This window comes from Amycolatopsis sp. NPDC034160, assembly GCF_055575355.1.
Map to the genome: position 1 here is coordinate 93,303 of NZ_JBVISU010000011.1, position 22,962 is coordinate 116,264.

Sequence of the window (22,962 nt, forward strand, 5' to 3'; positions counted from 1 at the left end):
TGTCCAGCCATACCGGCCGGCGGGGAAGTCCTTAGTGGGTAAGGATCTTGCCGAGGAAGTCCTTCGCCCGGTCGGTCTTGGGCTTGGTGAAGAACTCGTCCGGAGTGGAGTCCTCGACGATCTCGCCGTCGGACATGAACACCACCCGGTTCGCCGCTCGCCGCGCGAAGCCCATCTCGTGGGTGACGACGAGCATCGTCATCCCGTCCTTCGCGAGGGTGGTCATGACGTCGAGGACCTCCTGGACCATCTCCGGGTCCAGCGCCGAGGTCGGCTCGTCGAACAGCATCACCTTGGGACGCATCGCCAGCGCGCGGGCGATCGCCACCCGCTGCTGCTGCCCGCCGGAGAGCTGCGCCGGGTACTTGTCGGCCTGGTTGGCGATGCCGACGCGTTCGAGCAGGTCCATCGCGGTCTTGCGGGCTTCGGCCGAGTTGACCTTGCGGACCTTCATCGGCGCGAGCATGACGTTCTCGACGATCGTCTTGTGCGCGAACAGGTTGAACGACTGGAACACCATGCCGACGTCGGCGCGCAGCGCGGCCAGGGCCTTGCCTTCGGCGGGCAGCGGAACGCCGTCCACCGCGATCTCGCCGGAGTTGATGGGCTCCAGCCGGTTGATCGCCCGGCACAGCGTCGACTTGCCAGACCCGGACGGCCCGAGCACGACCACGACCTGCCCACGCGGCACCTCGAGGTTGATGTCCTTGAGCACGTGCAGGTCGCCGAAGTACTTGTTCACGGCGGCCGCCTTGATCATCGGCGCCGCCACCTCCGCGGTCATCTGGCCTCCAGGAGCGTTCGTTTGCAGGGGACTGCGGGGTCAGGCACCACGCGATGGCGGAAACCTACTCCCGTCGGACCGCTTGTAAAGGCGGCTTGACCAATACTTAGGGTTTCAAGTCCGTATCGTTCCAAGCCACCGGACGGCCCCGATCCACGCCCGTCCGGCGCTGATCAGCCTAGACAAGGCGGGGATAACCCGTAACCGGGGTCACAGGGAATCTGTGACGCATCGTGACCATTACCGCCTGCGGTGGGCTCGTCACTGGGCCGGACGGCCGAGCGGTACGGGGAGCGCCAGGAGTGACTCACCCCATAGAGTCGTTCTTCAAGCTCGCGGTGCGGGGATGGCGGGAAAGGGAAAACACGGGTGCGGGTACTGCTGGTGGAGGACGACGACCGGGTCGCGGGCGCACTGACGCCCGCGCTGACCCGGCGCGGTCTGACGATCAAACGCCTCGCCTCCGGCGCCGGGGTGCTCGACCTGGTGCACGAGGTCGACGTCGTGCTGCTCGACCTCGGCCTTCCCGACGTCGACGGGATCGTGCTGTGCCGCCGGATCCGCGCGGTCAGTGATGTCGCGGTGATCGTCGTTTCGGCGCGGGGAGAGGTCGACGACCGGATCCAGGGCCTGCGATCCGGTGCCGACGACTATCTCGTGAAGCCCTACGACGTCGACGAACTCGTCGCCCGCGTCGAGGCCGTGCGCCGCCGCCGGGGCGAACGCCCGGCCGCGCCCGAACCGGCGGGCGTCATTCGGGCGGGTGATGTCTCGGTCGACATCGGGCGGCACGAGGTCCACGTCGACGGGCAGCCGGTTTCGTTGTCGCGCAAGGAGTTCCAGGTCCTCGCGCTGGTGGTCACCGCCCGCGGCGCGGTCTGCGCCCGCGACCACGTGCTGAGCGAGGTCTGGGGCCACCGCGGTCCTGCGGAGAGCCGCTCACTCGACGTCCACGTCGCCACCCTGCGGACCAAACTGGGCAGGCCCGCGCTGATCGAGACCGTCCGCGGCGTGGGGTACCGCCTCGGCGGCGCCTACGGCCCGGCGGACGAGGGCTGAGCCGGTGCGCGTCCGGCTGCAGGCGATCGTGCTGACCCTGGTCGCGGCGCTCGTGTTCGGCCTCGGCATCCCGCTCGCGCTCAGCGTGGCGGCCAGTGTGCAGCTCGACCTCTTCCTCGACCGGCTCACCGACACCTCCCGGTTCGCCTCGCTGGCCCAGCGCCCGCTGGTGGAGAACCGGCCGGACCTGATCGAGGACGAACTCCGCCGCTACACCGAGGTTTACGGGGTTCCGGTGGTGATCGCGAATCAGGACGGCGAGAACGTGGTCAGCGCGCTCGGCGGTCCCGGCCAGGCCGCCCGGATCAACCTCAAGGACGCCGTCATCGCCTCGCATCTGCAGCAGGCGCTGGCGGGACGGCGGTCGGAACCCGGACCGCTGCTGATGCCGTGGAGCACCGAGCCGCTGGTGCTGGCCGAGCCGATCCTGATCGACGGCGAGGTGCGGGGTGCGGTGATCACGCTGTCCTCGACCGAGAAGGCCCGCACCGAACTGTTGTGGTGGTGGCTGCTCATCGCGGCGGGCGCCGTGGTGGCGTTCGGGCTCGCGCTGCTGGTCGCGGTGCCGGTGGTGCGCTGGATCCTGCGCCCGGTCCGCCGTCTCGACGACGCCACCGGCGCCCTCGTCGCCGCCGTGGTCAGCGGCCGCGAGGTCGAGCGGGTGGGCGAATCGGGCGGCCCGCCGGAGCTGAGGCAGCTCGAACGCTCCTTCGACCGGATGGCCGCGAGCGTCGACGAGGCGCTTTCGGCGCAGCGCGCGTTCGTCGCCGACGCCTCCCACCAGCTGCGGAACCCCTTGACCGCGTTGAAGATCCGGCTCGGCAACCTCGAGGGGCACGTCGACGACGACCTGGCGGCCGCGGACCTCGAAGCCGCCGTCGTCGACGCGCGAAGGCTCAATCAAATCCTTGACGAACTCCTCTCCCTGGCCCGTGCCGAGGCCTCCGGTGGCGAATTGGTGCCGGTCGAAGTCGACGAGGTGGTGGGCGCCAGGGTCGCCGACTGGAGCGTGGTGGGCGCGACGCGCGACGTCGCCCTCGTCTCGTCCGGGCTGGGCGGCGGGCTGCGCGTGCTCACGCCTGCTCGCGGCCTGGAAGTGGTGCTCGACGCGCTGCTGGACAACGCGCTCAAGTTCACCGAGCCGGGGACCGAGGTCCGGGTCACCGTCACCGCCGCGGACGGAAAGGTGGACATCGCCGTCCGCGACCACGGGCCCGGCCTGCGCGACGACGAACTCGACCGCGCGGCGGACCGGTTCTGGCGCAGCGCCGCGCATCAGAACGTGCCGGGGTCCGGTCTGGGCCTGGCGATCGTCACCGAGATCATGGCCCGCTCGGACGGTTCGCTGCGGCTCGGCTCGCCCGAGGGCGGCGGCCTCGAAGTGACCGTGACCCTGCCTGTGGTCAGTCCTTGAGGGAACGGAAGTACCGCAGCGCCCCGGGGTGCAGCGGCAGGGGAGCGGTCTCGATGGCCGGGTGGACGTCGATCGACAGCGCGGCCCCGGCCGCCTTGACCAGCTGTTCCCGCGCGTCGAACAGCCCGCGGACCAGCGCTTCGGCGACGTCGTCGGACATAGAAGCGGGCACCACGAGGAAGTTCGGCAGCACCAGTGTGGTCACCGGCTCCGACAGGTTGTAGGCCGTCACCGGGATGGTCGCCGTGCGGTACACCGGGCTGGTGGCCCGCAGGTCGTCCGCGAGGTCGGTGATGTCGAGCAGCCGCAGGCCGACCGTCTGCACCCGCTCCGTGATCGAGGGCGTCGGCACGCCACCGGACCAGATGACGGCGTCGATCTGCCGGTTCTCCAGCGCGGGCAGCGCCTCGTTGATCCCCAGATTGCGCTGGTCGATCGCGCCGGTCAGCCCGGACGCCTTCAGCAGCTGCTTGGACAGGAACTCGACGCCGGAGTCCGGCGAACCGATCGCGACCTTGTGCCCGCGCAACTGGGAAAACGACCTGATCGGCGAGTCGGCCCGGACGATGACGTGCAGATAGTCGTCGTGCACGCGGGCCAGCGCGGCCAGCCCCGCCGTGTTCTCGGTGGCGACGTCCGCGGCGACGAACGCGACGTCGGCCTTCCCCGCGCGAATCCGGCCGATGTTGTCCGGGGACCCCTCGGTCTCCTGGATCTCGGGCCGCTCGGTGTCCAGTTGCGAGGCCCACGCGTCGGCCAACGCCTCGGCGAGCTTGTCATAGACGCCGCCGTCGAGTCCCGCCGCGATCCGCACCCGCGTCCCGGACAGATCGGGCCCGCACCCGGTGACCAGGGCGCAGACCACGGCGAGCACCACCGCCAGTACGCCCGGTCTCCTCATGAGGGTCGATCGTGCCATGGAACCCCGCCCGCGTACCCTCGAAGACGAGATGAGCGCGCGCACATACCAGATCCGCACCTTCGGCTGCCAGATGAACGTGCATGACTCCGAACGTCTTGCCGGGCAGCTCGAGGACGCCGGCTACGTACCGGGTGACGGCGAGGCCACACCCGACCTGATCGTGTTCAACACCTGCGCCGTGCGGGAGAACGCGGACAACAAGCTGTACGGCACCCTCGGCCACCTGCGGCCGCAGAAGACCGCGAAGCCGGACATGCAGATCGCCGTCGGCGGCTGCCTCGCGCAGAAGGACCGCGGCGAGATCGTCAAACGCGCGCCCTGGGTCGACGTCGTGTTCGGCACGCACAACATCGGCGCGCTGCCGACGCTGCTGGAACGCGCGCGGCACAACGCCGAGGCCGAGGTCGAGATTCTCGAAGCGCTCGAAACCTTCCCCTCGACGCTGCCCGCCCGGCGCGAGTCCGCGTACGCGGGCTGGGTGTCGATTTCGGTGGGCTGCAACAACACCTGCACCTTCTGCATCGTGCCCGCGTTGCGTGGCAAGGAGCGGGACCGCCGCCCCGGCGAGATCCTGGCCGAGGTCGAGGCGCTCGTCGCCGAGGGCGTGCTCGAAGTGACCCTGCTCGGCCAGAACGTGAACTCCTACGGCGTCGAATTCGGCGACCGGCTCGCGTTCGGGAAGCTGCTGCGCGCCTGCGGTTCGGTGGAAGGCCTGGAGCGTGTCCGCTTCACCTCGCCGCATCCGGCGGCGTTCACCGAGGACGTCATCGACGCGATGGCCGAGACGCCGAACGTGTGCCACCAGCTGCACATGCCGCTGCAGTCCGGCTCGGACCGGGTACTGCGCGAGATGAAGCGGTCCTACCGCTCGGCCCGCTACCTCAAGATCCTCGACCGCGTGCGTGAAGCGATGCCCGACGCCGCGATCACGACCGACATCATCGTCGGCTTCCCCGGGGAGACCGAGGAAGACTTCCAGGCCACGCTCGACGTCGTCGCACAGGCCCGGTTCTCCAGCGCGTTCACCTTCCAGTACTCGATCCGGCCCGGCACGCCGGCCGCCGAGATGGACGGGCAGCTGCCCAAGGAGGTCGTGCAGGAGCGCTACGAACGGCTCGTGAAGCTGCAGAACGACATCTCCTGGGAAGAGAACAAGAAGGTCGTCGGCCGCCGCGTCGAGCTGCTGGTCGCCTCCGGCGAGGGCCGCAAGGACTCCGAAACGCACCGGATGAGCGGCCGCGCCCGTGACGGCAGGCTCGTCCACTTCGCGCCGACGGGACCGCTGGTGGACCGCGCCGTGCGGCCGGGCGACGTCGTCGAGACCGTCGTGACCTACGGCGCCCCGCACCACCTCGTCGCCGACGGTGACCTGCTGTCGCACCGCCGGACGAAGGCGGGCGACAACTCCGAGGCCGGGCTCCGGCCGAAGACCAACGGCGTGACGCTGGGCCTGCCGGGCTTCGGCGCCCCGGCCGTCACGCCGGAACCGGTGAGCGGATGTGCGCTGTGACCGAACCGAAGATCGACGAACTCGCCGCCGAGATCGACGAAGTGGGTGAACGCGCGGCCAAGACGATCGAGCTGGGCAGGCGCGGATTCTCCATCGCCGTACTGGTGTTCGTGCTGCTGGTGGCCCTGCTGCTGCCCTGGGTCGGCGACCACGCCGGCTGGGAGGTGCTGCTCGGCCGCGGCGGCGGCATCCCGCAGCTGTTCGCCGCGACCTCCACCGCGATCGGGGTGTTCGCCTCCGCCGTCGCGCTGGTGACCCGCCGCTGGTGGCTGGCCTGGGTCTGCGCCGCGGGCGGCTGGTTCGCCTCGGTCGACGGACTGCTCGCGATCTGGTCGCAACAGTCCTCACACGCGACCGGCGCGGCCGGTGGCGGTCCGGGCCTCGGGCTGATCGTCGCCTGGATCGCCACCGTCGCGCTGGCCTGTTACTGGATGCGTGCCGCCTTCTCGCGGAGCTAGCCGACGCGCAAGGTGAGGTTGCTGGACGTGTAGGCGCTCGCGTACAGCGATGTTTCGGGGTGATAGGCCCGCAGCGTGATCACCGCGCTGAACGAGAAGCTGAGCCTCAGGGAGAACGTCGAGTTGGGCCGGCAGGTGGTGTCGGCGATGTTCACCCAGACACTGCCCTGAAGCTGCTGCACGATGATCGCTTCGAGGCTGTCCGTTCCGTCGGACCGGGCGCCGCCCTCGACCTGCAGGTGCCCCTTGAGGGTGACCTTTTCGTTGACCTTGGCCTCTTTTTTGCTGAGCGAGGCGTCGAGTTTGACCTTCTTCTTGCTGATTTCGGGAGAGGCCGGGACCGGTGCCGGAGAACCGATCGCCGACGCGGCCGGAGCGAGCCCGGCCACCAGAGCACAACTGATCGCCAGGGCGGCGAGCACCCGGCGTACTGGGGGAATCAGTGTCTGGTTCATGATCGAAGTTGAGCACGGTTGAGCGCGGAGAGCGCCCGAATGGGCACTAAAGAGCGACACGTCCCTCCACAGCAGTGTGATCGCGCCTGCCGGGATCGCGCTGCCAGGGCGTGGTTTCGTTGGTGAAGTCACCTTCACCTGGAGGGCGCCCTGCCATCGCGATCCCGGGGCCTGTCGGCCAAAGGGGCGCGACTTCAAAAGATCAAAAGACCTTCGTCACCACAGCGGTGGTCACCGCAGCTGTGGTCGCTCAGCGGTTCGCGATGGCCGCTTCGGCCGCCTCGAGCCACTCACGCCACTGCGCCGCCTGCTCGTCGGCCTTCTTCGCGCGCCGCTCGTCGCCCGCCGCACGGGCCTTCGCCGCCTGCGACTCGAACTGCTCCACCCGCTCGCGGAACTGCGCCGCCCTGGCCTGCGCCTCCGGATCGGTCCGCCGCCACTTGCTGTCCTCGGCCGACTTGATCGCGTCCTGCACGGCCTTCAGCCGTCCGTCCAGTTCACGGATGCGCTCGCGCGGGACCTTGCCGATCTCGTCCCACTGGTCCTGGATGCGCCGCATGTGCTGCTTCGCCGCTTCGAGGTTCGCCATGGGGTCGATCTTTTCGGCCTCGACGAGCAGCTCTTCCTTCTGCTGCGCGTTGGTCGCGAATTCGGCGTCCCGCTCGGAGAACACCGCGGACCGCCGGGCGAAGAACTTGTCCTGCGCGGCACGGAACCGCTGCCAGAGCGCCTCGTCGCTGTCCTTGGGCGCGCGACCGGCGGCCTTCCACTCGGTCATCAGGTCCTTGTAGCGGCCCGCCGTCTCGCCCCAGTCCGACGACTCCGACAGCGCCTCGGCTTCGGCGATCAGCTCTTCCTTGCGCTGCTTGGCCCCGGCCCGCTGCTTGTCCAGCTCGGCGAAATGCGACCCACGGCGCCGGTTGAACGCCTCGCGGGCCTTGGAGAACCGCTTCCACAGCTCGTCGTCGGTCTTGCGGTCGACACCCTTGACGGTCTTCCACTCGTCCAGGATCGCGCGCAGCCGGTCGCCGGCGGCCTTCCACTGGGTCGACTCGGCGGCGAGTTTCTCGGCTTCGTCGGCGAGGGCCTGCTTGCGGACGACGGCGGCGGCGCGGGCCTCTTCACGCTCCTGCTTGGCGGCGGCCAGTGCCTTCTCGGCGTGGGAGATGACCTGCTCGATACGGCCGCTCAGCGCGGCGATGTCGCCGACGACGGCGGCTTCGGCGAGACCGTCGCGCAGCTGCGTGGCGGTCGCCAGCGCGTGCTTCGGGTCGCCCGCGCCGGACTCCAGCCGCGTCTCCAACAGCTCGACCTCGGTACGCAGGTCGTCGAACCGGCGCGCGTAGTGGAGCAGACCCTCGTCCGGGCTCCCGGCCTGCCAGACCCCGACCGCGCGTTCACCGTCGGGCGTGTTGACGTACACCGTGCCTTCGTCGTCGACCCTGCCCCAAGCGGACGGGCTGGGCTCGGCGGGGGGCACGGGGGGTGCGGGGTGCCCGCCACCGAGCGCGTGCGGTACCGGGTGCGGAGCCGGGGTACCGGTGGACGTGTTCTCCTGGGCCATCGCAGGCTCCTTATCGCCTGTACGCCCGCTGGCGCGGGCGCCCCGCCTAGCGGCGGGGCCGGGTAATGCGTTGCCGTCTTGCTTCGGGGGTATCAACCCCTTGCGGCATTCAAGCAGCTCAGCGTCCACCGTGGAACCGGATGAACCACCAGAGGGCAGTGATCCTACTTCCGGAGGACGTTCCGTGGCGGTCGGTCGCGGGCCGCTTCGGGCGGGGAAGGTAACGTCGGCGGCCGTGATCCGCCGTGTCGCCGTGCTTCCGCAACCGCCACTCCTCATTCCCGAACTCGCCGCCGGAGCGGCGGATGAATGCGCCGAGCTGCGCGAAGCATGCCTTCAAGCCGTGGAACGCTTGGCCGGCGCTTCGCCGGACTGGGTCGTCGTCGGCGCGGCCACGGGTGCACCTGAAGTGCCGGAACACGCGAGTGGTTCCTTCCGCGGGTTCGGCGTCGACATCGGCGTCTCACTCAGCCGGGTGACAGCGGCGGAGACCGAGCTGCCGTTGCCCGCACTCGTGGCCGGCTGGCTGCGTGAGCGGGCGAACGCGTCATCCGTCCGCGTCCACCTCGTCGATCCCGCCGCCCCGGCCGAGCATTGCGCGCTGGTCGGCCGTGAGCTGGGGGAGCCCGCCGCGGTACTCGTCCTCGGTGACGGTTCGAGCAGGCACGGCCCGCGTTCCCCCGGTGGCGAGGACGAGCGCGCGGAGGGCTTCGACGCCGGGATCCGCGACGCGCTGGCCAAAGCCGACACCGGCGCGCTCGCCGCGCTCGACCCGGCCCTCGCCGCCGAACTCGGGGCCGGCGGCCGCGCCCCCTGGCAAATCCTCGCCGGGCTGGCGGCCGACGGAGACTGGGCCGCCGACGTGCTCTACTCGGCCGCGCCGTTCGGCGTCGGCTACCACGTCGCAGTCTGGGAGCACGCGTGATCCGGCCGGTCGCGGTCGTCGGGCCCACGGCGACCGGGAAGACCGCGCTGGCGGTCGAACTGGCGCTCGCCCTCGGCGGCGAGGTGGTCAACGCCGACGCGCTGCAGCTGTACCGCGGGATGGACATCGGGACGGCCAAGGCGACCGTCGAAGAGCGGCGAGGCGTGCCGCATCACCTGCTGGATGTCCTCGACGTCACCGAGACGGCCTCCGTGGCCGCGTACCAGCGCGACGCGCGCCAGTGCGTCGAAGAACTCCTCGACGCCGGCCGCGTGCCGATCCTCACCGGCGGGTCAGGGCTCTACATCCAGGCCGTGCTCGACGATCTCAAGTTCCCGGGCACCGATCCCGCGGTGCGCGCGCGGTTGACCGCCGAGGCCGACGAGATCGGCGCCGCCGCGATGCATGCCCGGCTCACCGGACTGGACCCGCTCGCCGCCACGGCGATCCTGCCGACCAACACCCGCCGCATCGTGCGCGCGCTGGAGGTCATCGAGATCACCGGGGAACCGTTCTCGGCGAATCTGCCGAAACCGGGGCCCGCGCGCTACGGCACGGTCATGATCGGCGTGGATCGCGAACCCGGTGAACTCGACGCCCGCGTCGACCGGCGGGTGGAGATCATGTTCGAAGCCGGTCTCGTCGACGAAGTCCGGACGCTGCTGGGACGAGGGCTGCGCGACGGGCTCACCGCGTCGAGGGCGCTGGGCTACCACCAGGTGATCGCCGCACTCGACGGCGACGGTGATTTCCCGGCCGCCGCCGAGGCCACCGCGCAGGCCACCCGGAGGTTCGTGCGGAGGCAACGGTCCTGGTTCCGGCGTGACAAGCGCATCGAGTGGTTCGACGGCGGTTCGGAGCGGCTGGCCAAGCGCGTCCTCGAGGTGACGGCCCAGTAGCCTGGACACCATGGGCGGCATCGAATTCCTTAAGGGACACGGCACACAGAACGATTTCGTGCTGCTTCCCGACCCCGACGGCCGCCTTGAGCTGACCGAGGCACGGGTGGCGGCGCTGTGCGACCGTCAACGCGGTCTCGGCGCCGACGGCGTGCTGCGGATCGTGCGGTCGTCCGCGTTGGGGATCGAGTCCGGCGGCGAATGGTTCATGGACTACCGCAACGCCGACGGTTCCGTCGCCGAGATGTGCGGCAACGGTGTCCGGGTCTTCGTGCGCCACCTGGTGGATTCCGGGCTCGTGGCCGAGCGCGACTTCGTCATCGGCACCCGCGCCGGGGACCGCCCGGTGCGGATGCACGCCGATGGCTCGGTGACCGTGGAGATGGGACCGGCCACGATTACCGGCACCTCGGTCACCGTGGTCGCCGGGAAGCCGTTTTCCGGCGTCGCGGTCAACGTCGGCAACCCGCATCTGGTTTCGGTCGTCGAGGACGACGTCGACGAGCTGGATCTGCGTGACCAGCCCGATTTCGACTCCGATGTGTTCCCGGACGGGGTGAACCTCGAGTTCATCAACCTGCTGGGCGACGGCGCGCTGAAGATGCGCGTCCACGAACGCGGCGTCGGCGAGACGCGGTCCTGCGGCACCGGCACGGTCGCCGCCGTCGCGGCCGCTCTGCACCTCGCGGGCACAGACACCGGCGAAGCGACCGTCGACATCCCCGGTGGCCAGGTCGTGGTCGAGGTCCGCCGCGGCGCGTCCACCCTCACCGGCCCCGCCGAGATCGTCGCGCGCGGCGAACTCGACGAACACTGGTGGGCCGGCCTCGGCGCTTAGCCGACAGCGACCGGCTCCCGCGGCAGGTCGCGAAGCTTGCGAATCGGGGAGAAGAACACCCAGAGCAGCGAAACCGTCTGACCTGCCGCGCCGAACCACAGGGCGCCCCGGATCCCGATGGTCTCGCCGAGCACGCCGCCGATCAGCCCGCCCAGCGGCAGCGTCCCCCACACCACGAAGCGCACACTCGCGTTCATCCGGCCCAGCAGCCTGTCCGGGCAGACGGCCTGGCGGTAGGAGACCTGCGCGACGTTGTAGATGATGACCCCGAACCCGGCGATGGCCAGGCCCGCCGGGAACAGCACGATCCGCCAGCCCGGTGCGGCGAGCGGGACCAGCAGGTAGAACGGCCAGGTCAGCACGGGAACGAGCCAGATCGACCGTGCCTGTCCGATCCGCTTGGTGATCCCGCCGGCGAAGACCGCGCCGGTGATCCCGCCCGCCCCGCCGATCGCGAGCACGACGCCGACCGTCGCGGGTGAAAGGCCCAGTTCCCGGTACAGGAACAAGATCTCCACCGCGACGAAGACGCCGTTGGCCAGGTTGGCCGTCGCGGTGCAGGCGACGATCGAGCGCAGCGCGCCGTCGGAGAACACGAACCGCAGACCCTCGACGATCTGGGGGAGCAGCTTCGCGTTCTCGGTCCGCTCGGGCACCGGCTCCGGAGTGCGGATCCGCAGCAGGCACAGCGCGGAGGTGAGGAAGCCGAGCCCGGTCGTGAGCACCGCGTTGGCCGCGCCCACCAGCTGCACCAGCCCGCCGCCGATGCCCGGACCGGCCAGGAAGGCGACCGATTGGCTCGCCTGGAGCTTCGCGTTGCCTTCCATGAGGTGCTCACGACCGACGAGCGCCGGCAGATACGACTGGTAGGCGATGTCGAAGAACACCGTCGCGACGCCGACGAAGGTGGCGACCACGATGAGCTGGGTCAGCGTCAGTACCCCCGCCCACCAGGCGATCGGAATGCTGACCAAGAGCACCGCCCGGACGAAGTCGGCCCGCAGCATCAGCGTGCGGCGCCGCATCCGGTCCACCCACACCCCGGCGGGCAGCCCGATGATCAGGAACGCCACCGTCTCCGCCGCGGTCAGCAGCCCCATCTGGAACGGCGTCGCGGCCAGCACGGTCGCCGCGAGCAGCGGAAGAACGGTGTGCCCCGCGAAAGCGCCCACCTGACTCGCGGTGTCGCCCGCCCAGAGCCGTCGGAAGTCCGCGTGGAAGAACAGCGAGTCTTTACGCACTCCGCCACCTTGGCGTGAGTGATTGGAAAGTGTCAATCACTTTTCCGCCTAAGCTTGCCCGGTGCCCGAATCACGACGCGCCGCCAGCGAGGCCGAAGCGGCGGCCATGGCCTCCGGAATAAGGCTGCGGATCATCCGGTTGACCTACTCGGAGGCGCTGACCAACAAGGAACTCGCCGAGCGGCTCGGCCGCGACCCGGCGACGACGCTGCACCACGTGCGCAGACTCGTCGACACGGGGTTTCTCGAAGCGCTCCCGGCACGGCGTGGCAAACGCGGCGCGAAAGAAATTCCCTACCGCTCGACCGGGTTGTCCTGGCATCTTGATTCCAGCGACAGGGGGATCGATCAGGCGATCTTCGAAGCTTATCTGGCCGAGATCGCCGAGACGGGGTTCGACGACTTACACCAGACGAGGCTGGTCCTGCAGCTGCCGGAGGAGCAGATCGCCGAGCTCGAAGGCCGGATCAACGAGCTGCTCGACGAGTTCCTCGCCCGGCCGGTGGACACGAACGCGAAGCGCACGGCGATATACCTGTCGAGGTATCCCAGCGGCTAATGAATTCGGTCCCGACGCAGAAACGTGGGACCATGGAGGCACGATGACGGAACTGACACACAACGATCTGAACGACATGGACCCATCGACCGGTGAACTGGAGCTCGAGGACCGCGCCTCGCTCCGCCGGGTAGCGGGCCTGTCCACCGAACTCGCGGATGTCACCGAGGTCGAATACCGGCAGCTGCGCCTGGAGCGCGTCGTTCTGGTCGGGGTGTGGACCGAGGGCACCGCCCTTCAGTCCGAGGCCTCGCTCGCCGAACTCGCCCGGCTGGCCGAAACGGCGGGCTCCGAGGTGCTGGAAGGCCTGGTACAGCGCCGGCTCCGGCCGGATCCCGCCACCTACATCGGCTCGGGCAAGGTCAAGGAACTGCGCGAGATCGTGGCGGCCACCGGCGCCGACACGGTGATCTGCGACGGTGAACTCTCGCCGGGCCAGCTGCGCCAGCTGGAGGAGAAGGTCAAGGTGAAGGTCATCGACCGCACCGCCCTGATCCTCGACATCTTCGCGCAGCACGCCAGCTCCAAGGAGGGCAAGGCCCAGGTCGAGCTGGCCCAGCTGCAGTACCTGATCCCGCGGCTTCGCGGGTGGGGTGCGGCGCTGTCCCGGCAGGCCGGTGGCCGTGCCGGTGGCGCCAACGGCGGTGTGGGTCTGCGTGGCCCCGGTGAGACGAAGCTCGAAACCGACCGGCGGCGGATCAGCAAGCGCGTCTCGAAGCTGCGCCGGGAGATCGCCGCGATGGACACCATCCGCGAGACCAAACGCGGTCGCCGGGTGGCCAACGAGGTGCCGAGCGTCGCGATCGTCGGCTACACCAACGCCGGCAAGTCGAGCCTGCTCAACGCGCTGACCGGCGCCGGGGTACTGGTCGAGGACGCGCTGTTCGCCACGCTGGATCCGACGACCCGGCGGGCACAGACGCCCGACGGCCGCACCTACACGCTGACCGACACCGTCGGGTTCGTGCGGCACCTGCCGCATCAGCTGGTGGACGCGTTCCGTTCGACGCTGGAGGAGGCGGCGAGCGCCGACCTGCTCGTGCACGTCGTCGACGGTGCCGACCCGACGCCGGAAGAGCAGGTCAACGCGGTGCGTGAAGTGCTCACCGAGATCACGAAGCGCCGTTCCGAGCCGCTCCCGCCGGAGCTGCTGGTGATCAACAAGGCCGATGCCGCCGACGAGGTATCGCTGGCCCGGTTGCGGCACCAGATGGCCGGTTCGGTGCAGGTGTCGGCGCGGACCGGCACCGGGATCACGGAGCTGGCTGAGGCGATCGCGGAGCGGTTGCCGAGGCCGGAGATCGTGGTCGAGGTGCTCATCCCGTACTCGCGGGGCGAAGTCGTCTCCCGTGCCCACGCCGACGGCGAGGTGCTGGAAGAGGAGCACGTCGAGACCGGTACCCGGATGGTCGTCCGCGGCAGGCCTGAGCTGGCCGCGGCGCTGAGCGACTTCCAGACGAACGGCTCGGCCCTGTAATCAGCAAGTCACGAAGGCCCCCTTCATGCGTGAAGGGGGCCTTCGTGTACCCGGAGATTTCTGCATTCAGAGGACTAAATGCAGAGTCGGCTCGACGTGGCGTGCGCGACATTCCGGACTGTCTCGGCGTTCGCACCGAACTGCGCGCCGTCCCGGACGTCTCCGTAGTGTGGGGCTTCAGGGGTTCCACGGTACGGAGGCGGATGTGCGGGGGATTGTCGCGGCGGTAGCCGTGCTGGCGGCGTTCATCGGCGGGACGACACCCGCCGTGGCGCAGGAGGTTCCGGCGCCGCAGCCGGTGTGCAAGAACAGCGATTCCCGGCTCAGTGAGTTGTCCGGCCTCGTTTCGGACGGCGAGCGCCTGTACGCCCTCAACGACGGCGGCACCAAGACGCAGGTCTTCGTCCTCGGCCGCGATTGCAAGGTCCAGAAGGTCATCTCGGCCGCGACGGATCCGTACGACCCCGAAGACCTCGCCCGCACCGCGGACGGCACCTTCTGGCTTTCCGACACCGGCGACAACCGCAAGAAGCGAGACACGGTCGCTCTGATCTCGCTGACCCCGCAGGGCAAGGCGACACTGCACCGGCTCACCTACCCCGACGGCCAGCACGACGTCGAAGCGCTGATCATGGACCGCTCGGGCAAGCCGTACCTGATCACCAAGGACATCTTCGGCGACGCGAAGGTGTACCGGCCCACCGGGCCGCTCGCCAGTCCCGGCCCGACCCCGCTGGAGAGCGTGGGATCGCTGCGGATCAAGGAGACTTCGACCCCGGGCGGGCCGGTCGGCTCGATCGGTTCGATGACGGTGACCGGCGCGGCGTCGATGGCCGACGGCTCGGTGGTCGCGTTGCGCACCTACACCGACGCCTATCTCTACGCCGTCACCGACGGCGATCTGGCGGGCGCGTTGCAGCGCGAACCCGTGCGCGTGCCCCTGGCGAACGAAAAGCAGGGGGAGGCGCTCGCCTTCGACCCGGACGGGACGCTGCTGTCCGGCGGGGAGGGCGTCGGGGAGCAGATCCGTGCGGTGAAGGGCGCGGCCGCGCTCGCCGCGGCCAAGGCCGAGGGCAGTACGTCGGGCGGGACTTCCGCGGCCGGTGGCAAGGGCCAGGGAACCGACTTCCCGTACGTGCAGGTCGGCATCGCCGCGATCGTCGTGATCGGCGGTCTCCTCCTGGTCGGCAGGCTGCGCAAACGGCGCGCCTGAAGAAAAGGAGGTCGAGGCCACCGAAGCTTGCCGGGTCTGACCCGTGGTCTCGTGACCTGGGATCCCGGCGCGCTCCGGTTCGGGACTAAAGCCTGCGGAGAACGGCCACGACCTTGCCGAGGATCGTGGCGTCGTCACCCGGGATGGGCTCGTAGGCCTCGTTGTGCGGCATCAGCCAGATGTGGCCGTCCTTGCGCTTGAACGTCTTGACCGTTGCCTCGCCGTCGATCATCGCCGCCACGATCTCGCCGGGGTCGGCCGTGGGCTGCTGGCGCACGACCACCCAGTCGCCGTCGGTGATGGCGGCGTCGATCATCGAGTCACCGGTGACGCTGAGCAGGAAGAGCTCACCCTCACCGACGATTTCCCGCGGCAGCGGGAAGACGTCTTCGATCGCCTGCTCGGCCAGAACCGGCCCACCGGCGGCGATCCGGCCGACGAGCGGCACGTACGCGGCCTTCGCGGCCGACTGCGGCTGCTCGACGTCGATGCCCATCGGATTGTCGTCCGTCACGGCGAGTACGCCCACCGCACGCGGGCGGTTCGGGTCGCGTCGCAGATATCCCTTGCGCTGCAGGGCCTGCAACTGGTGCGACACCGACGAGGTGGAGGTCAGCCCGACCGCCTCGCCGATCTCCCGCACGCTCGGCGGGTAGCCGAACCGGCTCACCCACAGCTTGATCACGTCGAGCACCTGCTGCTGCCGCACGGTCAGGGTCTCGTCCACCTCGTAGACCTCGGGCAAGGCGCGCACCTTGCCCGAGCGCCTAGGCGCGTTCCCTGCCTTGCTCTCCTTAGCCACCGTCTCGCTCCTTCATCTCCTGCGTCGCCTCCCAGTACGTCCGGTCGCCCGGACCGACTCCGCGTGTCCTCGCTGTCTTCGCCGGTGGCGGGCGACCTTGCCGCCCACGGCACCGGCGGCGTCCGCACAGCAGACGCCCTGGTCAACGACGTTAGCCCGCCGGGACGACGATTTCAAACATCTGTTCGATGGACACGCCGTGTCGCTCGATTTTTGTCGGTGGGAGGTGGTACACATTCGCACGGGCGTTCGATAGAACGCGTGTTCGATCTTGATCGCCGGGCCCGCCCGGCGCTGGACCTGAGTGAAGCAGGATGCGAGGAGGTTCCGATGTCGATTCTGGCCGATCGAGGACTGGTGCGACCCAGTGCCCCCGGGCCCGTTCCGGCAGGGCTGACCCGGCCGGTGCGGGCGGTTCGGGGCAGGCGCGCCGAGCCGCTGCGGCCGCCGTCGCGGGCGCGGGTCGTGGCCGGTCATCGCCCCGGCGTCGCCACCGTCTCGCCGGGTTGCCCGGCGCCCCGGCGGCTCCCGCTTCGCTGGCCGTCGCTCGTCACGTTGGCCTTGCTCGTCGCCGGCGTCGTCACCGGATTGGGTCTGTTCTTGGCCGGTGCGCCCGGCGCCGCCGTGCCCGAGCGGACCGCCACGGTGTCCGTTTCGGCGGGGGAGTCGCTGGCGGATCTCGCGGCGCGCTTCGCGCCAGGGAGTGACACCGGCGCGGTCGTCGCCAAGATCAAGGAACTCAACTCCCTGGAAGACGCCGTTCTGGTGCCCGGACTGCCGCTCACCGTCCCGGTCGCGGCCGAGGTCGCCGAGGGTCGGAGGTGAGCTTGGAGACCGCTCTCACCCACCGCGGGTGATGTCCCCTTTCGTGTCCGATCGGCCTCGCGGTTGCGCTTGCGTGCGCCCCACCTGCGATCTAGTCTCCACCGCTATATGTAGTAGTTACATGGCTGTAGTTGGTCCATAGCTTGGGGTAGACTCGGTGCCAGTTGTCCACAGCTGACCGGTGTTCGCCCACCGGATGTCCACAGATCGATCCACAGGTCGGTTTTTTCGTCGTTGCGTGGCGACGGGGCGGGCGTCCACTCGGGGACCGGCCGGCGCGGAGGGGAAGGTGATCGGCGGATGAGGTGCCCGTTCTGCCGGCATGCGGACTCTCGGGTCGTCGACTCCCGAGAGGTGGATGAGGGTCAGGCGATCCGGCGGAGGCGCTCGTGCGCCGCTTGCGGCCGGCGCTTCACCACTTCGGAGACGATGGTGCTCGCCGTCGTCAAGCGATCCGGGGTCACCGAGCAGTTCAGCCGGGACAAGGTGGTTCGGGGGGTGCGACGCGCCTGCCAGGGCAGGCCGGTCGACGACGACGCGCTGCAGCAGCTCGCGCAGCGGGTCGAGGAGTCGATCCGGTCGGCGGGGCTGGCGGAGATCCCGAGTCACGAGGTCGGCCTGGCGATCCTGGGCCCCCTGCGTGAACTCGACGGCGTCGCCTATCTCCGGTTCGCCAGTGTCTACCGCTCCTTTTCCTCGGTCGAGGACTTCGAAAAGGAGATCTCGGACCTTCGCGAGGCCATGGCTGCCGCCCCGGACGAGAGCGATCAAGACGCGAAAGACGGCTGATGCCGCCTCCCGCGTGGGAGTGAGGGATAGACCCATGACCGAGACCGTGGGAACAGGTAACCCGGCCACAGCGCGGACGAGTAAGAAGCAGGCAGGCGGGCTCACCGTGCGGCGGGTCTTCACCACCGAGGGCGTCCATCCGTACGACCAGGTCACCTGGGAGAACCGGGACGTCGTGATGACGAACTGGCGCGACGGCACGGTCAACTTCGAACAGCGCGGCGTCGAGTTCCCCGACTTCTGGTCCGTCAACGCGACGAACATCGTCACCAGCAAGTACTTCCGCGGCGCCGTCGGCTCGGCCCAGCGCGAGCAGAGCCTCAAGCAGCTGATCGACCGCGTCGTCCACGCCTACGTCAACGCGGGCCGCGAACACGGCTACTTCGCGAGCCCCGCCGACGCCGAGGTCTTCGAACACGAGCTGACCTGGATGCTGCTGCACCAGGTGTTCAGCTTCAACTCGCCGGTGTGGTTCAACGTCGGAACCGCCTCGAAGCAGCAGGTCTCGGCGTGTCAGCCTTACGACGCGCTGGTCAACACTCCCGGTGGTGCGGTTCCCATCGGGCGCATCGTCGAGTTGGACGCGGTGGGCGCCAAGGTCTATGACGCGCACGGCCTGACCAAGGTCATCGCCACCAAAGCGAACGGGGTCAAAGAGGTCTTGCGCCTCACGACGAAGTCCGGTCACCGCCTCGACGTGACCGCCGATCACCTTGTCTGGCGCTCGACCGGGAGTGGTGGCGCCTTCGTGCCCGCCGGGGAACTCCGTGCCGGAGACACTCTCGAATGGCACCGGCGCGATGCCTTCGGTGAGACCGAGATCAACGAGCTGGACGTGGCCGAGGCCGCTCTCGCCGGCTGGTTGCAATCAGACGGTTTCGTCGGCCAGTACGAAGGGACCAACCGTTCCCTGACGATCGAGGCGATGACCGTCACCGACGCCGAACTCGCCTGGGTGCGGCGCGCCCTCGATCGCGTCTTTCCCGATGTGCGCCGTCATGAGCGGAAAGTCGAGACACCGGACCGGTCGCTGGACTGCCGTCGCACCCGTCTGTACGGGACCGAGCTCGAATCCTTCGTGAGCGCTTGGGGCCTGCGCGCCCGCGGCCGCGACATGACGGTCCCCGAAGACCTGAACACCGCCCCGCTTCCCGTGGTCGCCGCCTACCTCCGGAGCATCTTCCAAGCCGAGGGCTATGTGTCCGAACGCGAGCGGTCGGCGCTGGTGGGGCTCGACATGATCAGCGAGGAACTGATCCGCGGGATCCAGCACCTTCTCTCGAGGTTCGGCATCTTCGCCCGGGTCGGACGCAAGGCCGAGAAGCGGGACGACCGTCACGCCCTGTGGGGGATCCGCATCCAGAACGCGGGTGACCGTCGGCTTTTCGCCGATGCCGTCGGTTTCCTCGACCCGATCAAGGCCGCGAAGCTCGAAGCATCCTTCGAGAAGCCCGGGCGTCCCGCGCTGGAGACCAAGCGGCTGCAGATCGCCGGCATCGAAAGCCGTGGCGAGATGCCGGTTTACGATATCCAGACCGAGTCCGGCGAGTACCTGTCCGGCAACCTCCGGGTGCACAACTGCTTCATCCTCGCGGTCGACGACACCATGGAGTCGATCCTCAACTGGTACCGCGAGGAGGGCCTGATCTTCAAAGGCGGCTCCGGTGCCGGCCTGAACCTTTCCCGTATCCGTTCCTCGCGTGAGCTGCTGTCCTCCGGTGGCACCGCGTCCGGTCCGGTCTCGTTCATGCGCGGTGCCGACGCCTCCGCGGGCACCATCAAGTCCGGTGGCGCCACCCGGCGCGCGGCGAAGATGGTCGTGCTCGACGTCGACCACCCGGACATCGAAGAGTTCGTCCAGACCAAGGCCCGTGAAGAGGAGAAGATCAAGGTCCTCCGCGACGCCGGGTTCGACATGGACCTCTCCGGCTCCGACATCACCTCCGTCCAGTACCAGAACGCGAACAACTCGGTCCGCGTCTCCGACGAGTTCATGCAGGCCGTCGAGTCCGAGGGCGAGTTCGGCCTGCGGGCGAGGATGACCGGCGAGGTCATCGACCGGGTCGACGCCAAGAAGCTGTTCCGCACCATCGCCCAGGCCGCCTGGGAGTGCGCGGACCCGGGTCTGCAGTACGACGACACGATCAACGACTGGCACACCTGCCCCGAATCGGGCCGGATCACCGCGTCCAACCCGTGTTCGGAGTACATGCACCTGGACAACTCCAGTTGCAACCTCGCCTCGCTGAACCTCCTCAAGTTCGCCACCGCCGACGGCGGTTTCGACGCGCCGCTGTTCGCGAAGGCCGTCGAGCTGGTCATCACCGCGATGGACATCTCGATCTGCTTCGCCGACTTCCCGACCGAGGCGATCGGCGACACCACGCGCAAGTTCCGCCAGCTCGGTATCGGATACGCGAACCTCGGTGCGCTACTGATGGCGCTCGGGCATGCCTACGACTCCGACGGCGGCCGCGCGCTCGCCGCCGCGATCACTTCGCTGATGACGGGCGTCTCGTACCGGCGTTCGGCCGAACTCGCCGCCGCCGTCGGTCCGTACGAGGGCTACGCGCGCAACGCCGAGGCGCACCAGCGGGTCATGCGCAAGCACGCCGCGGCCAACGAACTGGTGCGGACCTACCACACAGGAGACGCCGCGGTCCGCGCGCTCGCGACCCAGGAATGGAAGCGCGGAATCGAACTGGGCGAGACCAGCGGCTGGCGCAACGCGCAGGCCTCAGTGCTCGCGCCCACCGGATGCCTGACCGCGGACACCCTGGTCACCACCGACCGTGGACTGGCCCGGCTCTCCGAACTCGGCGATCTGTACGGAGACCGCTGGCAGGACGTCGAGTTCACGGTCGCGACCGACGAAGGCCCGCGCCAAGCCACGAAGTTCTTCGTCAACGGCGAGGAGCCCACCCGCCGGGTCGAGACCAAGGGCGGATACCGGATCCAGGGGACCCTCGCCCACCGGGTCAAGGTGCTGGAACCGCAGACCGGGTCCTGGGTTTGGAAACGACTCGCCGACATCCAGCCCGGCGATCTGGTGCCCCTGCAGCTGGGTGGTCTGGTCGGCGATCCTCGCCGAGTGCCGTTGCCCGTACTCGACCAGGCGTACTACGCCGGCGACCGCGATATCCGGGTACCGGACGAGGTCACCGCCGATCTCGCGGAACTGGTGGGGTACTTCGCAGGCGACGGCAGTCTGCACGCCAAGGGCATCCGGCTCTGTGTGGCCGACACCGATCTCGATGTCGTCGAACGCTTACGCATCCTGAGCAAGGGTCTCTTCGACCTCGAGCCCGCGGTCCGGCAATGTCAGGGCTACCAGGAGGTGTCCCTCCAGTCTGTTCGCCTGGCTCGGTGGTGGCAGGCGGCCGGTTTCGCGAAGGAACTTCCCGCTCTCGACCACGCCGGAAAAGGCTGGACTCCCCGGGTTCCGGCGAGTATCCGGGAGACCAACGACACCGAGGTCTACGCCGCGTTCCTGCGCGGAGTCTTCGAGGCGGACGGGACCGTGCTCGAAGGAGTTCCGAGCGTCTCCACCTCCTCGCAGCTTTTCGGTGAAGACCTTCGAAGCCTGCTGTTGACCCTGGGCATGGCGACCACGACCCACCGGACGACCAGCGGATCCGGCGGGCCGGTACTTCAGCTCCGGCTACGGAATGTCGACCACGCCATGATCTTCGACGAGGTCGTCGGTTTCCTCGGTGAGCGTAAGGCACGGTCGATGGTGTGCCTGGAGCCGGACGGGTCGGCCAGGGGTGATCGAGTACACCTTCCACGGTCCGTGTGGGACGCACTGGTGCCTCTTGGACACGAGTACCGCGACGCGGTCGTGCAGTCGCTGCGGAAGACCGGTGGAGTGGCACGGACTCTGGCCCGCCGGATCTACTCCGAGAACCTCGATTCCCGGCTCGGCCGGGCGCTCAAGTACCTTTTCGAGCCCGTCGAGTCCAATGAGGACGGTGGCGTTCAGCCAACCTATGACCTGTCGGTGCCGGACAACGTCACCTACGTCGCCAATGGTTTCGTCAGCCACAACACCATCGGCTTCATGATGGACTGCGACACGACCGGCATCGAACCGGACTTCTCGCTGGTCAAGTTCAAGAAACTGGTCGGCGGCGGCTCGATGCAGATCGTCAACCAGACCGTCCCGCGCGCGCTGACCGCACTCGGTTACCAAGGCGAACAGGTCGAAGCGATCGTCGAGTACATCGCCCAGCACGGTCACGTCGTCGACGCCCCCGGACTGCGCTCCGAGCACTACGAGGTGTTCGACTGCGCGGTGGGGGAGCGGTCCATCGCGCCGATGGGCCACGTCCGGATGATGGCCGCGGTGCAGCCGTTCCTGTCCGGCGCGATCTCCAAGACGGTCAACATGCCGGAGTCGGCGACCGTGGAAGAGGTCGAGGAGATCTACTTCCAGGGTTGGAAATCCGGTCTCAAGGCGCTCGCGATCTACCGTGACAACTGCAAGGTCGGGCAGCCGCTGTCGACCGGCAAGAAGGGCTCGGCGAAGAAGGAAGAGCCCGAGGCGGAGAAGGTCGTCGAGTACCGGCCGGTCCGCAAGCGCCTGCCGAAGAAGCGCCCGAGCCAGACGGTGTCGTTCACTGTCGGCGGTGCTGAGGGCTACCTGCACGCCGGCTCCTATCCGGACGACGGACTCGGCGAGATCTTCGTGAAGCTGGGCAAGCAGGGGTCGACCCTCGCGGGCGTGATGGACGCGTTCTCCATGTCGATTTCGGTCGGCCTGCAGCACGGGATTCCACTGGAGTTCTACGTTTCGAAGTTCTCCAACCTGCGCTTCGAGCCCGCCGGGATGACCGACGACCCGGACATCCGGATCGCCACGAGCGTCATGGACTACCTGTTCCGCCGGCTGGCACTGGACTACCTGCCGTACGAGAAGCGTGCCCAGCTCGGCATCTTCACCGCCGACGAGCGTTCGGCGCAGGTCGAGGCGAACTACGGCGGCGGCTCGGCCCCCGCCGCGGAACCGGAGAGCGTCGACATCGACGCGCTTCGGTCCACTGTGGACTCGTCGCCCGCGGAACCCGCCAAGATGGCGCACTCGACGGCGGAGCTGGTGGAGCTGAACCTCGGCACGGCTTCCGACGCGCCGCTCTGCATGACCTGCGGCACGAAGATGCGGCCCGCCGGCTCTTGCTACGCCTGTGAAGGGTGCGGCGCGACCTCCGGCTGCAGCTGATCTCTGGGAA

Annotated in this window: 18 protein-coding genes and 1 pseudogene; 13 read left to right on the forward strand and 6 right to left on the reverse strand. The window is 69.0% G+C overall.

From position 1 onward, the window contains the following. Positions 1–31 precede the first annotated feature (31 nt). Positions 32–760 carry an amino acid ABC transporter ATP-binding protein gene (locus ACZ54P_RS22300; protein WP_465463644.1) on the reverse strand — a complete coding sequence of 243 codons (729 nt, stop codon included), beginning with the start codon at positions 758–760 and terminating at the stop codon, positions 32–34. Positions 761–1,153: 393 nt separating this feature from the next. Between ACZ54P_RS22300 and ACZ54P_RS22305 the strand changes: the two genes are divergently transcribed. Further along, positions 1,154–1,843, forward strand: a complete 690-nt coding sequence (locus ACZ54P_RS22305; protein ID WP_465463481.1) for a response regulator transcription factor — start codon at positions 1,154–1,156, stop codon at positions 1,841–1,843. Between the two features lie 4 nt (positions 1,844–1,847). Next, positions 1,848–3,257 carry a sensor histidine kinase gene (locus ACZ54P_RS22310; RefSeq protein ID WP_465463482.1) on the forward strand — a complete coding sequence of 470 codons (1,410 nt, stop codon included), beginning with the start codon at positions 1,848–1,850 and terminating at the stop codon, positions 3,255–3,257. Here ACZ54P_RS22310 and ACZ54P_RS22315 read toward each other — a convergent pair. Next, positions 3,247–4,158 (reverse strand): TAXI family TRAP transporter solute-binding subunit, encoded by a 912-nt coding sequence (locus ACZ54P_RS22315; RefSeq protein ID WP_465463483.1) that lies wholly within the window; start codon positions 4,156–4,158, stop codon positions 3,247–3,249. The two genes, ACZ54P_RS22310 and ACZ54P_RS22315, sit on opposite strands and share 11 nt — an antisense overlap. Positions 4,159–4,174: 16 nt before the next feature. Here ACZ54P_RS22315 and miaB point away from each other — a divergent pair, with 16 nt between their 5' ends. Both miaB and ACZ54P_RS22325 read left to right on the forward strand, forming a co-directional pair. Beyond that, positions 4,175–5,689, forward strand: coding sequence for a tRNA (N6-isopentenyl adenosine(37)-C2)-methylthiotransferase MiaB (gene miaB / locus ACZ54P_RS22320; protein WP_465463484.1), 1,515 nt, complete (start codon positions 4,175–4,177; stop codon positions 5,687–5,689). Beyond that, complete coding sequence (locus tag ACZ54P_RS22325; RefSeq protein WP_465463485.1) at positions 5,677–6,147, forward strand: Rv2732c family membrane protein; 471 nt, start codon at positions 5,677–5,679, stop codon at positions 6,145–6,147. Before miaB ends, ACZ54P_RS22325 begins: the two co-directional genes overlap by 13 nt. On the opposite strand, the gene ACZ54P_RS22330 is transcribed toward ACZ54P_RS22325, so the two are convergent. Both ACZ54P_RS22330 and ACZ54P_RS22335 read right to left on the reverse strand, forming a co-directional pair. After that, complete coding sequence (locus ACZ54P_RS22330; protein ID WP_465463486.1) at positions 6,144–6,602, reverse strand: hypothetical protein; 459 nt, start codon at positions 6,600–6,602, stop codon at positions 6,144–6,146. The genes ACZ54P_RS22325 and ACZ54P_RS22330 overlap by 4 nt on opposite strands. Before the next feature lie 250 nt (positions 6,603–6,852). Then, positions 6,853–8,166 (reverse strand): DUF349 domain-containing protein, encoded by a 1,314-nt coding sequence (locus ACZ54P_RS22335; protein ID WP_465463487.1) that lies wholly within the window; start codon positions 8,164–8,166, stop codon positions 6,853–6,855. 235 nt (positions 8,167–8,401) lie between these two features. On the opposite strand from ACZ54P_RS22335, the gene ACZ54P_RS22340 reads away from it, so the two are divergent. Genes ACZ54P_RS22340 through dapF form a run of 3 tightly spaced genes read left to right on the forward strand, consistent with a single transcriptional unit; the run spans position 8,402 to position 10,828 of the window. Further along, positions 8,402–9,091: a class III extradiol dioxygenase subunit B-like domain-containing protein gene (locus tag ACZ54P_RS22340; RefSeq protein ID WP_465463488.1), complete on the forward strand. Its 690-nt coding sequence runs from the start codon at positions 8,402–8,404 to the stop codon at positions 9,089–9,091. Further along, positions 9,088–9,990 (forward strand): tRNA (adenosine(37)-N6)-dimethylallyltransferase MiaA, encoded by a 903-nt coding sequence (gene miaA / locus ACZ54P_RS22345; protein ID WP_465463489.1) that lies wholly within the window; start codon positions 9,088–9,090, stop codon positions 9,988–9,990. The genes ACZ54P_RS22340 and miaA overlap by 4 nt, the downstream gene beginning before the upstream one ends. 10 nt (positions 9,991–10,000) lie before the next feature. Next, complete coding sequence (gene dapF / locus ACZ54P_RS22350) at positions 10,001–10,828, forward strand: diaminopimelate epimerase (RefSeq protein ID WP_465463490.1); 828 nt, start codon at positions 10,001–10,003, stop codon at positions 10,826–10,828. Here dapF and ACZ54P_RS22355 read toward each other — a convergent pair. After that, positions 10,825–12,069 carry an MFS transporter gene (locus tag ACZ54P_RS22355; RefSeq protein WP_465463491.1) on the reverse strand — a complete coding sequence of 415 codons (1,245 nt, stop codon included), beginning with the start codon at positions 12,067–12,069 and terminating at the stop codon, positions 10,825–10,827. The two genes, dapF and ACZ54P_RS22355, sit on opposite strands and share 4 nt — an antisense overlap. Positions 12,070–12,130: 61 nt before the next feature. Between ACZ54P_RS22355 and ACZ54P_RS22360 the strand changes: the two genes are divergently transcribed. From ACZ54P_RS22360 to ACZ54P_RS22370, 3 genes are all read left to right on the forward strand, one after another. After that, positions 12,131–12,628, forward strand: a complete 498-nt coding sequence (locus ACZ54P_RS22360; RefSeq protein WP_465463492.1) for an ArsR/SmtB family transcription factor — start codon at positions 12,131–12,133, stop codon at positions 12,626–12,628. Positions 12,629–12,671: 43 nt separating this feature from the next. After that, positions 12,672–14,105, forward strand: a complete 1,434-nt coding sequence (gene hflX, locus ACZ54P_RS22365) for a GTPase HflX (protein ID WP_465463493.1) — start codon at positions 12,672–12,674, stop codon at positions 14,103–14,105. A 205-nt stretch (positions 14,106–14,310) separates the two neighbouring features. After that, positions 14,311–15,318, forward strand: coding sequence for a hypothetical protein (locus ACZ54P_RS22370; protein WP_465463494.1), 1,008 nt, complete (start codon positions 14,311–14,313; stop codon positions 15,316–15,318). Between the two features lie 85 nt (positions 15,319–15,403). Here ACZ54P_RS22370 and lexA read toward each other — a convergent pair whose 3' ends face one another. Further along, on the reverse strand, positions 15,404–16,120 hold the full coding sequence (gene lexA / locus ACZ54P_RS22375) for a transcriptional repressor LexA (RefSeq protein WP_465463495.1): 717 nt from the start codon (positions 16,118–16,120) through the stop codon (positions 15,404–15,406). A gap of 330 nt (positions 16,121–16,450) precedes the next feature. Here lexA and ACZ54P_RS22380 point away from each other — a divergent pair, with 330 nt between their 5' ends. From ACZ54P_RS22380 to ACZ54P_RS22390, 3 genes and pseudogenes are all read left to right on the forward strand, one after another. Beyond that, positions 16,451–16,945, forward strand: a complete 495-nt coding sequence (locus ACZ54P_RS22380; protein WP_465463496.1) for a LysM peptidoglycan-binding domain-containing protein — start codon at positions 16,451–16,453, stop codon at positions 16,943–16,945. A gap of 300 nt (positions 16,946–17,245) precedes the next feature. Beyond that, a complete protein-coding gene (gene nrdR / locus ACZ54P_RS22385) occupies positions 17,246–17,734 on the forward strand; it encodes a transcriptional regulator NrdR (protein WP_037304189.1) in 489 nt (162 codons plus the stop codon). A 97-nt stretch (positions 17,735–17,831) separates the two neighbouring features. Further along, positions 17,832–22,952 (forward strand): annotated as a pseudogene (locus ACZ54P_RS22390) (adenosylcobalamin-dependent ribonucleoside-diphosphate reductase); the annotation flags it as partial. Between the last annotated feature and the right edge of the window lie 10 nt (positions 22,953–22,962).

Bases quoted from the DNA above. Each gene is read 5' to 3' on its own strand.
- ACZ54P_RS22300 (WP_465463644.1), bottom strand. From the start codon at position 760: ATGATCAAGGCGGCCGCCGTGAACAAGTACTTCGGCGACCTGCACGTG.
- ACZ54P_RS22315 (WP_465463483.1), bottom strand. From the start codon at position 4,158: ATGAGGAGACCGGGCGTACTGGCGGTGGTGCTCGCCGTGGTCTGCGCC.
- miaB (WP_465463484.1), top strand. From the start codon at position 4,175: ATGGAACCCCGCCCGCGTACCCTCGAAGACGAGATGAGCGCGCGCACA.
- ACZ54P_RS22325 (WP_465463485.1), top strand. From the start codon at position 5,677: ATGTGCGCTGTGACCGAACCGAAGATCGACGAACTCGCCGCCGAGATC.
- ACZ54P_RS22330 (WP_465463486.1), bottom strand. From the start codon at position 6,602: ATGAACCAGACACTGATTCCCCCAGTACGCCGGGTGCTCGCCGCCCTG.
- ACZ54P_RS22335 (WP_465463487.1), bottom strand. From the start codon at position 8,166: ATGGCCCAGGAGAACACGTCCACCGGTACCCCGGCTCCGCACCCGGTA.
- dapF (WP_465463490.1), top strand. From the start codon at position 10,001: ATGGGCGGCATCGAATTCCTTAAGGGACACGGCACACAGAACGATTTC.
- hflX (WP_465463493.1), top strand. From the start codon at position 12,672: ATGACGGAACTGACACACAACGATCTGAACGACATGGACCCATCGACC.
- ACZ54P_RS22380 (WP_465463496.1), top strand. From the start codon at position 16,451: ATGTCGATTCTGGCCGATCGAGGACTGGTGCGACCCAGTGCCCCCGGG.
- nrdR (WP_037304189.1), top strand. From the start codon at position 17,246: ATGAGGTGCCCGTTCTGCCGGCATGCGGACTCTCGGGTCGTCGACTCC.